This is a genomic window from Enterobacter sp. RHBSTW-00994, from assembly GCF_013782625.1.
Lineage (GTDB): Bacteria > Pseudomonadota > Gammaproteobacteria > Enterobacterales > Enterobacteriaceae > Enterobacter.
In genome coordinates, this window is record NZ_CP056199.1 from 1,562,287 (window position 1) to 1,573,981 (window position 11,695).

General features: G+C 50.9%; 10 protein-coding genes, 1 pseudogene and 1 CRISPR repeat array. Of the genes and pseudogenes, 7 read left to right on the forward strand and 4 right to left on the reverse strand.

Translation table 11 applies throughout. The features are described 5' to 3' along the window. Positions 1 to 160 precede the first annotated feature (160 nt). The 7 genes from HV346_RS07355 to cas6f all read left to right on the forward strand — a co-directional run bounded on the left by HV346_RS07355 (position 161) and on the right by cas6f (position 9,713). On the forward strand, positions 161 to 598 hold the full coding sequence (locus HV346_RS07355) for a hypothetical protein (protein WP_181622876.1): 438 nt from the start codon (positions 161 to 163) through the stop codon (positions 596 to 598). A 177-nt stretch (positions 599 to 775) separates the two neighbouring features. After that, positions 776 to 1,463: a CRISPR direct-repeat array (repeat unit 28 nt; unit sequence GTTCACTGCCGTACAGGCAGCTTAGAAA). Between the two features lie 202 nt (positions 1,464 to 1,665). Beyond that, positions 1,666 to 2,649, forward strand: a complete 984-nt coding sequence (cas1f, locus tag HV346_RS07360) for a type I-F CRISPR-associated endonuclease Cas1f (RefSeq protein ID WP_181622877.1) — start codon at positions 1,666 to 1,668, stop codon at positions 2,647 to 2,649. After that, positions 2,646 to 5,876: a type I-F CRISPR-associated helicase Cas3f gene (gene cas3f / locus HV346_RS07365; protein ID WP_181622878.1), complete on the forward strand. Its 3,231-nt coding sequence runs from the start codon at positions 2,646 to 2,648 to the stop codon at positions 5,874 to 5,876. The genes cas1f and cas3f overlap by 4 nt, the downstream gene beginning before the upstream one ends. A 19-nt stretch (positions 5,877 to 5,895) precedes the next feature. After that, positions 5,896 to 7,206 (forward strand): type I-F CRISPR-associated protein Csy1, encoded by a 1,311-nt coding sequence (gene csy1 / locus HV346_RS07370; protein WP_181622879.1) that lies wholly within the window; start codon positions 5,896 to 5,898, stop codon positions 7,204 to 7,206. Next, a complete protein-coding gene (gene csy2, locus HV346_RS07375) occupies positions 7,203 to 8,147 on the forward strand; it encodes a type I-F CRISPR-associated protein Csy2 (RefSeq protein WP_181622880.1) in 945 nt (314 codons plus the stop codon). The genes csy1 and csy2 overlap by 4 nt, the downstream gene beginning before the upstream one ends. A gap of 3 nt (positions 8,148 to 8,150) precedes the next feature. Then, entirely contained in the window at positions 8,151 to 9,149 is a 999-nt protein-coding gene (gene csy3, locus HV346_RS07380) for a type I-F CRISPR-associated protein Csy3 (protein WP_181622881.1), read from the forward strand. Between the two features lie 9 nt (positions 9,150 to 9,158). Continuing rightward, complete coding sequence (cas6f, locus tag HV346_RS07385) at positions 9,159 to 9,713, forward strand: type I-F CRISPR-associated endoribonuclease Cas6/Csy4 (protein WP_181622882.1); 555 nt, start codon at positions 9,159 to 9,161, stop codon at positions 9,711 to 9,713. A gap of 128 nt (positions 9,714 to 9,841) precedes the next feature. Here the strand turns inward: cas6f and tnpA are convergent, their stop codons facing one another. The 4 genes and pseudogenes from tnpA to aat form a co-directional block, all read right to left on the reverse strand. Continuing rightward, the gene (gene tnpA, locus HV346_RS07390; RefSeq protein ID WP_181623715.1) at positions 9,842 to 10,276 is read right to left on the reverse strand and encodes an IS200/IS605 family transposase; all 435 of its coding nucleotides are present in this window, start codon (positions 10,274 to 10,276) and stop codon (positions 9,842 to 9,844) included. Between the two features lie 182 nt (positions 10,277 to 10,458). Continuing rightward, positions 10,459 to 10,677: a translation initiation factor IF-1 gene (gene infA, locus HV346_RS07395; protein ID WP_002211347.1), complete on the reverse strand. Its 219-nt coding sequence runs from the start codon at positions 10,675 to 10,677 to the stop codon at positions 10,459 to 10,461. Continuing rightward, positions 10,605 to 10,778, reverse strand: a pseudogene (locus tag HV346_RS23395) (hypothetical protein); the annotation flags it as partial. The gene infA and the pseudogene HV346_RS23395, both read right to left, overlap by 73 nt. A 185-nt stretch (positions 10,779 to 10,963) precedes the next feature. Beyond that, positions 10,964 to 11,668: a leucyl/phenylalanyl-tRNA--protein transferase gene (gene aat, locus HV346_RS07400; RefSeq protein ID WP_181622883.1), complete on the reverse strand. Its 705-nt coding sequence runs from the start codon at positions 11,666 to 11,668 to the stop codon at positions 10,964 to 10,966. Between the last annotated feature and the right edge of the window lie 27 nt (positions 11,669 to 11,695).

Below are 11,695 nucleotides of genomic sequence, written 5' to 3' on the forward strand. Positions count from 1 at the left end.
GCTAGCGATATAATCCGCAGACTCAATTATGGTGGGCTGAGCCGGGGCTTCTTTGAAGCGCCGATTTTCTCGTGTGAGTCGGTACGCCAAACCGGTTCAGTCTGCCGCCTGAGTTGGCGTTCGGGTGGAGATCTTACAATTCACACGGAGTCATAATTAAATGGAACATACGAGTATTCCTCAGATCTACAGCGAACTCTCGCTTACCCCCGACCTCCCAACGCTCGCCGAGCGCTGTAAACTGCTTACCGAAATCCTGCTTGATTGTCATTCACTCCCGCAAACTCAACCTGTTTGCCGCTGTCTTGGTGCGTACCTTGAAGAAGTCAAAACAGGGCTTGCGGAGTCGATGAGTGATTTTCAGGTCGTGGAGTTTGAAGAAGCCGAGGAAGCACCACGGAGAAAAGAGTGGCTGCTGGAAGATACTGAAACCAAATGCGATTACTGCCGGGCATTAAACCATGTGCTACTTATCTCGCATTTTGACCGCGATATGCTGCCGCATTTGACCGGGTTGCTTCATGATTTAACGCATTCAATGGCCGCGGATCTTATTGCTTCTCGCTGTGGAAATATGTCGATTCACCTCAATTGTTAACGTGCCACCCAGTACGCCGGGGGAATATTCTAGGCGTATCTCGTCGAACCCTTTTTTCGGCCCTTTATGTAACTTATTGATTTATTAAAAGGCGAAGGGACGTCCGGAAAAAAGGGTTTATTGGATATAAAGGAATTTTATCTTTATCAGACAACAGGATAGGTGTAGATTGCTCCAGTTCACTGCCGTACAGGCAGCTTAGAAAGTCATCATCACAGCATGAAACCCGTGATTTTTGTTCACTGCCGTACAGGCAGCTTAGAAAGCAAGCAACGCAACGCGCGTTGCGATAACCGGGTTCACTGCCGTACAGGCAGCTTAGAAATCTATCTCGTCTGTCGGCAATCCCTGCACCTCGTTCACTGCCGTACAGGCAGCTTAGAAAACCTGCAGGCATACCAGCAATCGGCTCCAGTCGTTCACTGCCGTACAGGCAGCTTAGAAAAACACAGGGAAGTTGGTAGTTCCTCTTGTGACGTTCACTGCCGTACAGGCAGCTTAGAAAATCGAGCGCAAAGAAGGTCGTGAAGTCCTTACGTTCACTGCCGTACAGGCAGCTTAGAAATGAGTCAGATGAAATGTTGGCTGCAACCTGTGGTTCACTGCCGTACAGGCAGCTTAGAAACGCAACAAGATCGGTGCTGAATGCGGTTCCTGGTTCACTGCCGTACAGGCAGCTTAGAAAGGTAATCTGAAAGGTGTCACTCTGGCGACACTGTTCACTGCCGTACAGGCAGCTTAGAAATCAACTATCGGCATAAACGAAAGGTCAGCGAAGTTCACTGCCGTACAGGCAGCTTAGAAACACCACCTGAAATGATGTGCATCTGCGCAAAAGTTCACTGCCGTACAGGCAGACTATATTTAGGTGAGCTAAAGCGAATCTGGAATTTTAAAATATACATATCAGATTAAATATAAGTTCGATGAATTAAATCTGTTTTTGAGTTGTCTAAAAGATTTATATTCAATTTTATTTATATCTATTTGATATTGGTCACATTTAATTTTTATCTCTATTCGTTAGCATAGCAAGCCCTATATGCTTACCACCGGAAGGCGTTACGATGTCCACGAATAGCATCATGCCATCAGACCTGAAGACGATTCTTCACTCCAAACGAGCCAATATTTATTACCTGGAAAAGTGCAGAGTTCAGGTCAATGGGGGGCGAGTAGAGTACATCACCCAGGAAGGTAAAGAATCGTTTTACTGGAATATCCCTATCGCGAATACCACCGCAGTCATGCTGGGAATGGGAACATCCGTCACGCAAATGGCCATGCGCGAGTTTGCGCGTGCCGGGGTAATGGTCGGATTCTGTGGTACGGACGGCACGCCTCTTTATTCTGCTAACGAAGTGGATATCGATGTTTCCTGGCTTTGCCCACAAAGCGAATATCGTCCGACAGAGTATCTGCAAAACTGGGTTTCATTCTGGTTTAACGAGGAAAAACGCCTGCAGGCGGCAAAACAGTTTCAGCTTGTTCGTTTGCAGCAGATTGAAAAACACTGGTCCGGATTGCGAATGCAACGTGAAACCGCATTCCAGCCTGATAACGACGCATTGCAAACGATCCTTGAGCGTGCAAGGAACGGCATGGAGCATGCCAGTGACCATACTTCCTTGATGCTCCAGGAAGCGCAACTGACTAAATCACTCTACAGGCTGGCAAGCCAGACGGTTGGTTATGGTGATTTTACCCGCGCTAAACGGGGTGGCGGCTCGGATATGGCAAACCGGTTTCTCGATCAGGGCAACTATCTGGCCTATGGGCTGGCCGCAGTTGCTGCGTGGGTGACTGGCATACCTCATGGTCTTGCCGTGATGCATGGCAAAACCCGGCGGGGAGGGCTGGTTTTTGATATTGCCGATCTGATGAAAGATGCTCTGGTTATGCCGCAGGCCTTCATCGCCGCAATGGAAGGCGAAGATCATCAGATGTTTCGTCAGCGCTGTATCAACGTCTTCCAGCAGGCAAATGCGCTGGATGTCATGATCACGACCTTGCAGGAAACATCGCAGGCGCTGGCTGGAGGCGCGCAGTGAATATCCTGATCATCTCCCGTTGCACTAAACATGCACGTAATGAAAGTTGCAGGATCATCGATCAGTTTGCTGAGCGTACCGGAGATGCCGCCTGGCAAACGGTCATCACCCTGGAAGGTGTCAACACTCTACGGAAATTGCTGCGCAAAACAGCACGACGTAACACTGCTGTGGCTTGTCACTGGCTCAAAAAAAATGGGCAAACTGAACTGCTGTGGGTGGTGGGTAATCTTCGTCGTTTTAATGCTCAGGGACGTGTTCCGACCCATCGTACGACACAACGTGTCGTGAAAAATGATGCTGAACATCGCTGGCACAATGCGGAAAGTATGGCTTTACTGGCCGCTATTGCCGGGTTATTTCATGATTTTGGCAAAGCCGGGATGTGCTTTCAGCAAACGCTGCGCGGGGAGAGCCAGTATGCCTGCCAGCCTTACCGGCATGAATGGATTTCCGTTCGCCTGTTTCAGGCATTTGTCGGGGAACAGACAGATGAACAGTGGCTGGCAAAGCTGGAGCATTTAAAAGCAACTGATGAAAAAGCCATGCTGAAGGCTCTGGATATAGACACACCGACCCGAAGTGGCAGCCCGTTCCGCACATTGCCCCCGCTGGCTAAGGTGGTGGCGTGGTTAATGCTGTCACACCATCGTTTACCGCAATCACACGCTACTGCACCTCAGCTTATTTACTGCGATGGGTGGATTGAGAGGCAACTGAATGCAGACTGGAATTCACTGAATCACACGTCGACTGATAGGCGTCAGTGGAAAGAGCGTGATTTTAAAAATGTCTGGAAATTTCCGGATGGCACGCCGCTGAAAAGTCAGATGTGGCGTGAGAAAGCCAGACAAATTGGCAAACGTATCAGGAATATGCCAGCACTGCTGCGTGATGGCGTTCTGGATAATCTGTTCACCCTCCACCTGGCCCGTCTGTCACTCATGCTGGCTGACCACTTTTACTCTTCCCAACCCCCACGTACGGAATGGCAGGATGACGCTATGCCTGTCTGGGCAAATAGCGACCGTCAGACAAAACAACGTAAACAAAAGCTCGATGAGCACAATATTGGTGTGGCACATCATGCGTTGCTGCTCGGACGTTCATTGCCTTTATTACGGCGATCATTGCCAGCGATTGCCCGTCATAAAACGTTTCGGGAGCGGGCGAAAGACACTCGCTTTCACTGGCAAAATAAGGCCTGGGATGTCGCGCTGGCATTGCGGGAAAAAAGTGTTGAGCAGGGTTTTTTCGGCATAAACATGGCGTCTACCGGGTGTGGTAAAACCTTTGCCAATGCACGCATCATGTATGCCCTGTCTGATGAGCAGGAAGGGTGTCGCTTTAGTGTTGCTCTGGGATTACGCACGTTGACGCTGCAAACCGGGCAGGCATTACAGTCTCGTCTTGGGCTTGATGATGACACGCTGGCTGTGGTCACAGGGTCCGCTGCCGTGAGGGAACTCTACAACGGGAACAATGACGTAGATAACAACAGCGCCAGCGATGAGGCGTTTTTTGCCAGCCACCATTATGTCCATTATGAAGGCGCTACGGGGAGCGGTATCGCGCAACAATGGTTGGCAACTGAGCCTGCGCTTAATCGCCTGGTCAGCGCTCCGGTACTGGTCACCACGGTCGATCATTTGATGCCAGCAACGGAAGGAGTCCGGGGCGGCAGACAGATCCCTGCCATGCTGCGTTTGTTGACCAGCGATCTGGTTCTGGATGAACCGGATGATTTTGATATTGACGATTTGCACGCGTTGTGTCGGCTGGTGAACTGGGCTGGCATGCTTGGCTCTCGCGTGCTTCTCTCGTCGGCGACGTTACCCCCGGCATTAACTGAAGCGTTATTTGAGGCATACCGGAAAGGACGTGAGGCCTGGCAAATGGCCTGCGGTGTATCCGGCAGGCCGGTTAAAATTTGTTGTGCCTGGTTTGATGAATACGGCTCACAGTCGGAAGAGGTTCTGGACGAAACCAGGTTTCAGCTTGCGCACCGGGATTTTGTGAATAAGCGAGCGAAGCGTTTGCCGGACCAGCCATGTCTTCGTCCCGGTAAACTGGTCGTGGTGGAGCCGGAGTCGACCAGCCGTGCTGATGTGATACCGGCGGTGGCGAAAACCCTTCAGGAGCAGATATTCGGGCTGCATCAGCAACACCACAATAGACATAAAACGGGCAAGACGGTTTCTTTTGGTCTTGTTAGGTTGGCCAATATTAATCCTTTGGTGGCAGTGGCACAGGCGTTGATGGCATCGCCTGCACCCGAAAATTATTGCATTCATTATTGCGTTTACCACAGTCAGCACCCTCTGGCGGTACGCGCGGCGATAGAAAAACGGCTGGACAGTGCTTTTACCCGGCACGATCCGGCGCAAATCTGGCAGCTTCCGGAGGTCAAACAGGCACTGATCTCATCGCATCAGCACCATATTTTCGTTGTTCTGGGAACCTCCGTTCTGGAAGTCGGCAGGGATTTTGATGCCGACTGGGGGATCATCGAACCCAGTTCAATGCGCTCACTCATCCAGTTTGCAGGACGCATTCAGCGTCATCGCCAGCAAGTTCCTGCTGAAGAAAATCTGGTGATTCTGAACCGGAATATCCGCGCCCTTCAGGGCGAGAAAGTGGCCTATACACAGCCGGGTTTTGAGACGGAGCAGCATTCACTTCATCACCACGATCTGCGTGAACTGTTTACCGAAGCGGCTTACCGCACGCTGAATGCTATTCCACGTATTGTTGAGAATGCCCCTGGTAATGCGCTTGCATCGCTGGAACATACTCGCCTGCGTGCGGCGTTGCTGGAGGGCGGCGACAAGTCAGATGCCATTGCAGCACAGTGGTGGCGGTTGCCACTGACGTGGAACGGAGAGTTACAACGACGCACGCCATTTCGTCAGTCCTCACCGCAGGCCTCTTTTTTCCTGAGTATGACGGAAGACGACGATAAGCCTGATTTCTGTCTTTTGCAGGATGACGGTGGTCTGAAACCTGCTGGCCAGTTCTGTCTTCAGACTCTGCACATGGCCGACGGCGTACAGTCGTGGCTGGATATCGATTACAGCGAGGTATTAGTGACGCTGGCAGAAGCAAAGCAAATGGAACTTGCCGCTGTGTCGAAGCGTTATGGCGAAATGACGCTGAGGGTCAACAAAAAGGAGGTAACCGAGCAATGGCTATATCACCCGGTTTTGGGTGTGTTCAGGGAATACTGATCAATAGACAGGAGCAAGTATGTCAGTTGAAGCACTAACCGCTTTTATTGCTGAGTATATCGCCGGGCGACGGCAAACAAAGCTGGAGGCATTTGATAAAGATGCGGCAAAACGTCGTGACGAAGATAGCGTCGTTCTTGCGGCAGAACGCCGTGAACTTGAGCTGCGATATGAACCAAAGGCCTGGCTGACGGATGCGGCAAAACGAGCGGGGCAAATTAGCCTTGTGACTCATGCAGCAAAATTCACACATGGAGACTCAAAAAGCAGCAGTATTTTTTGTCAGGCAGTCGCCAGGGAAGGGTATCTCAGTAGTGCAGTATTACCTTATCTGGAGCCAGATGCAGTGGGTAATGCCGCCGTACTTGATGTGGCAAAGCTACTACAGGCGCGTGCTGAAAATGGTGATTCCCTGCTGGCTTGTCTGAAACGGGGGGATCACCGTCCTCTGGCTGCTTTTACCGACGACATCGAGCAACTGAAGGCGTGGGTTTCCGGTTTTTCCCGGGCATTAACGCCAGGAGAACCAACGTCACACACGCTGGCAAAGCAGGGGTATTTCCCCGTCAAGGGAGAGTACCATTTGTTAAGCCCTCTATTTGCGACTTCCCTTGCCCATGCTTTGCACCAGAAGATGGTTGCGTTGCGCTTTGGCGATGACGTAAAAGCCATCTGGAAAGCGCGCCGCGAGAAGACCTGGCATCCCCGGCCATTGGTGTTATTTCCTGATGCTGCTGAAATGCATTTTGGTGGCACAAAGCCGCAGAATATCTCCTATCTCAACAGTGTTCGTGGCGGACGCGTCTGGTTGCTTTCCTGCCAGCCACCACAATGGAAAAGGTCTGATAAACCCCCGACGAATCTGCGCACCCTGTTTACCTTTGGCGGTCAGTTTGACCGTCGGGTCAGTGGCACAATCCAGTCGCTTGTGTCATTGCTGACAAGAACCGGTGATTACACCAACTTTCGTATTCGGGCGGCACGTGATGCATGCATTGATGCACTAATCGACCAGTTATTTACCATTGCTTCAGCATATCAAAGTGAAGCATGGCAATGCTGGACCCTCAAATGTGCAGATCTAAAACCCCATCAGAAGCTCTGGCTGGATCCGTGGCGAACGAAAACCGATGAGGCCTTCCGTCTGGAGCGAGAGAAAGATGACTGGCAGGCCGATGTGGCTGAGGATTTTGCCCTGTGGCTGAACGCGCGTCTGCGTAAGGCTTTGCCTGACGTGGGCGCCGTTGAAAAACATGAATGGGAAACCCGTGAGCGCTTGAGTACGAATCTGCGCGAGATGGAGAAAATTATCAGGGAGGGGCTGAAATGAGTTCGCTTATCCTTCTTCGTCGCCTGAAAGTGGAAAACGCGAATGCGATTGCAGGCATGACCTATGGTTTTCCTGCCATCACCCACTTTTTGGGGTTTGCACACGCACTCTCACGTCACTTAACGAAAAGCCAGGGACTACGGATTGATGGCTGTGCTGTTGTCAGCCATGAGCAGCAGGTTCATGCACATACGTCTGGTCGTGATTATCAGTTTTCCCTTACCCGAAATCCTCTGACGCGAGAGGCAAAAACGGCCTCTTTTAATGAAGAGGGGCGCATGCATATGACGGTTTCACTATTACTGGAATGCCACGGTGAAATTCCGAATGGTGAGTACGGGCTGCGGGATCTTGCGGATTATCTGGCCCAGATTTGCCCGACGCTCCGGCTGGCGGGTGGGATTATCGTCTCTGTTCCCGATATTTCAGTGATGGCAATGCCCACGACAGATCGTGATATGTCCCGCCTGAAGTGGCAACTCATGCCCGGTTTTGCTTTGCGCGACCGCAGTCGCTGGTTGACAGAGCATCATCAGAGACTGCTTGAGAGTAATCCTGACGCCACACTGCTTGATGCATGGCTTGATTTTGCTGCACTGAAAATCCAGGCCGAGATACCTGAGCAGGGCGATATTCAGGAAGGCGATCCTGCGACATGGCGACACGTTCCCAAACCTCAGCCGGGGTATCTGGTTCCGCTGATGACAGGTTATCAACGAATATCGGAATGCTATGCGCCGGGTGTTGTGGCCAACGCGCGTGATGCGTGTACGCCGTTTGCTTTTACCGAGGCGGTATATGGTGTGGGTGAATGGTGCGGACTGCATCGAATTGCCTCGCTGAACGATATTTTCTGGCGCTATCACACCACTGAAAGCGGCTATTACTGCCAGGGGGCGGACGCACCTCTGGTATCAGAACATCAAAATCAAAAGGACTGACACATGGCAAAGGCTCCAACGGCCGTTAAAACGGCTTCTGTACTGGCATTTGAACGTAAACTGGCCACTTCCGACGCGGTGATGTACTCAGGAAACTGGGAGGGAAAAGTGTGGCAGCCGGTTCGTCTTCAGGAAAAAGCCGTACGGGGAACAATCTCCAACCGACTGAAAAATGCGCTGGTTAACGATCCCGCAAAACTGGATGCGGAAATCCAGAAAGCAAACCTGCAGCGTGTGGATGTCGCCGCATTACCCGCAGATGCTGATACGTTGCAGGTGAAATTTACCCTGCGCGTGTTGGGCAACCTTTCCACACCGTCTGTGTGCAATGACCGGGCTTATCAGGATGAACTGCAGCAGGTTATTGAGGGTTATATCAGTGAACACGGTTTTTCAGAACTGGCACGTCGCTATGCAACCAATCTGGCAAACGGGCGTTTTTTATGGCGTAACCGTGTCGGCGCAGAATGCATCACTGTCAGGGTTGCGGGAAGCAAGACGTGGGTGTTTGATGCGCACAGTTACGGATTACGTGATTTTGCCAGCAGCGATACGGATCTCAATGAACTGGCTAGGGAAATTGAAAAAGGGCTCAGTGGGGACGGGTTTGTTCTGTTGAGTGTGGAGGCTCAGGTGCTTTTAGGGGCAGGGCAGGAGATTTTCCCTTCTCAGGAGCTGGTGCTGGACAGCAACAGTAGTAAGAGTCGTCTGCTGTACCAGGTGGATAATGTTGCAGGAATGCACTCTCAGAAAATAGGTAATGCACTCCGTACCATTGATACCTGGCATCCCAAGGTTGATGAACTGGGCGCAATAGCCGTTGAGCCATATGGATCTGTTACCAGCCGCGGTGTGGCTTGTCGTCAGCCGAAAGAGAAAATGGATTTTTATACCCTCCTTGATAACTGGGTTACAAAAGGGCAGAAACCGGACGCTGAGCAACAACATTACGTTATGGCAGTTCTGATTCGCGGTGGTGTGTTTGGTGAGAAAGGTGACTAAGGAGCGGTAATGGATCACTATCTGGAGATTCGTCTGCTCCCCGATCCGGAGTTCAGTGAAGAGGTGCTGATGGCGGCGTTGTTTGCCAAACTGCACCGCGCACTGGTTCAGAGAGGAAAGGGCGATATAGGCGTGAGTTTCCCCTTACATGACTTAAAACCTGGCGCGATCTTGCGTTTACATGGTTATCTGCACGCATTACATGAGCTTGAGTCAATGGTGTGGCGAAAAGGGCTAAGCGATTACTGCCAGTGTACTGAGATTTTGTCAGTGCCATCCATGACGGTCTGGCGTTGTGTCAGCCGTGTGCAGGTAAAAAGTAGCCCGCAGCGGCTACTGCGTCGCTCGGTGAGGAAAGGGTGGTTAACTGAAGAAGAGGCGAAAGAACGCGCGTTGACAACGGAAGCCGGGTATACCGATTTGCCCTGGATTAATATGCGAAGCCTTTCTACAGGACAATCATTCAGGTTATTTATTCGCCATGGTGATTGCCTGGCTGAACCTGTTTCAGGTGTGTTTTCGTCTTATGGGTTAAGTGCAGGCGCGACTATTCCGTGGTTTTGAGAAACAACAACTTCACATGTTTTCAGGGAAAAGAGCGTGTGAAGAACTTATAAGTAAAAGACCACCTTCTTAGAAGGTGGCTTTTGAGAATGCCCCCTGTAAGGGGGGCTATTGTCACTTTCCGTTTACTACTCTAGCAATTCCATCTGCTGTTCATGCGTTTGTTCCGTTTTCTCCTGATGCCTCACGTATCGTCTGATAATTTCTTCATTCACTCCTACCGTATCCACAAAATAGCCACGGGACCAAAAATGGTTTCCCCATAGCTTTTTTCTGATATGTGGAAAACGGTTGTACAGCCTGATCGCGCTACGGCCTTTGAGATGACCCATCAGGGTTGATATTGAGAGCTTCGGCGGAACGATTACTACAAGATGTACATGATCTGGCTGAACATTTAGCTCCAGAACCTCACAATCTTTGATTCCACAGAGAATATAGATTGTTCTGTAAAGTTCCTTGCCCAACTTATCTTTGAGGATCCTGAAGCGGTACTTAGGCGTCCAGACTATGTGGTATTTACAACGCCAATATACATGTGATGAACTCCTGTAAAGCCCCATGTCGGTTTGTCTCCTTTTACTTGTGGTGAGTAAGCAGAGATATTCCGGCATGGGCATTCTTCAGGCTATAGCCTTACAGGAGCAATCACCACCTCCCCAGGAGGTGGTTTAAGGGTGACAATAAAAAAGGCCGGGAATTATCCCGGCCTTTTATTATTCATCAGCCATTACAGGCGAAAAAATTAGCGACTACGGAAGACAATGCGGCCTTTGCTCAGGTCGTACGGGGTCAGCTCAACAGTCACTTTGTCGCCCGTTAAAATGCGGATGTAGTTTTTGCGCATTTTGCCGGAGATGTGCGCAGTTACCACGTGACCGTTTTCCAGTTCTACGCGAAACATGGTATTAGGCAACGTATCAAGTACGGTACCCTGCATTTCAATATTGTCTTCTTTGGCCATCTAATCCTCTGGGGTATCACTACCAAGTTTTGAACCGGCAAGATAATGCCGAAATTCATCAATTAAGTAAAGAATTGCGCGTTTAAAACGCAGCAAAACAGTTTCGGCGCATTGCCCAGTCGTCACGGTATAACCGCACGAGAAGCGCATTCGTAAAGGGGAGACGACAGGATAAACGTCAGAACGTTATCTAATGCGAAGAATTCCCAAACGGCGGCGGGGCAACAGGCAGAAGCTACTCTGCGGCGTAATTATAACACCCTCATAAAAAATATGCGGAAAACATTTATGCATTGGGCAGAAAGAGTGTTCGGGGTATCCAGAAGTTGCGTGGCAATGTTTCCAGGCGGTAGACATCAAGGTGTTCAATATACTGACGTCGGGCAATCTCGACAGCACCCAGCGAAGCGGTATGCTCATTCAGGACCTGACAATCAAGCAACTGGCCCCCGTGATGGGCAAATTCGCGGCAAAAGACCAGCAACGCGGTTTTGGAGGCGTTAATGGCGCGGGAGAACATCGATTCGCCACAGAAGAGCGTCCCTTGTGCTACACCATACATCCCGCCAACTAACTCACCCTCCTTCCACACTTCGATTGAGTGGGCATGGCCCAGTTCATGCAAGCGATGATAGGCGTCGATAATGTCGTGGGTGATCCAGGTTCCCTCATGACGATCGCTGGCGCAACCTTCAATCACTTGGCCGAAAGCGTGATTAAGAGTCACACGATAAGGGGATTTTGCGTGAAAACGCGTCATGCTCCGGCTGAGATGAAACTGGGCGGGCCACAATACGGCCCGGGGATCGGGAGACCACCACAAGATAGGGTCTCCAGGAGAAAACCAGGGGAAAATCCCGCGCTGGTAGGCCATTAATAGCCGCGCGGGACTGAGATCGCCGCCAAGCGCCAGCAGTCCGTTGGGTTCACGTAGCGCCCCTTCGGGGGAAGGGAACGCAATATTATGACGAGAAAGCTGGACCAGGCGCATGACAGCAGAACTCCAATACGCGAGTTA

Coding starts and splice junctions, on each gene's coding strand:
- aat (WP_181622883.1), bottom strand. CDS start 11,668: ATGCGCCTGGTCCAGCTTTCTCGTCATAATATTGCGTTCCCTTCCCCC.
- csy3 (WP_181622881.1), top strand. CDS start 8,151: ATGGCAAAGGCTCCAACGGCCGTTAAAACGGCTTCTGTACTGGCATTT.
- tnpA (WP_181623715.1), bottom strand. CDS start 10,276: ATGGGGCTTTACAGGAGTTCATCACATGTATATTGGCGTTGTAAATAC.
- csy1 (WP_181622879.1), top strand. CDS start 5,896: ATGTCAGTTGAAGCACTAACCGCTTTTATTGCTGAGTATATCGCCGGG.
- cas1f (WP_181622877.1), top strand. CDS start 1,666: ATGTCCACGAATAGCATCATGCCATCAGACCTGAAGACGATTCTTCAC.
- csy2 (WP_181622880.1), top strand. CDS start 7,203: ATGAGTTCGCTTATCCTTCTTCGTCGCCTGAAAGTGGAAAACGCGAAT.
- cas6f (WP_181622882.1), top strand. CDS start 9,159: ATGGATCACTATCTGGAGATTCGTCTGCTCCCCGATCCGGAGTTCAGT.
- infA (WP_002211347.1), bottom strand. CDS start 10,677: ATGGCCAAAGAAGACAATATTGAAATGCAGGGTACCGTACTTGATACG.
- HV346_RS07355 (WP_181622876.1), top strand. CDS start 161: ATGGAACATACGAGTATTCCTCAGATCTACAGCGAACTCTCGCTTACC.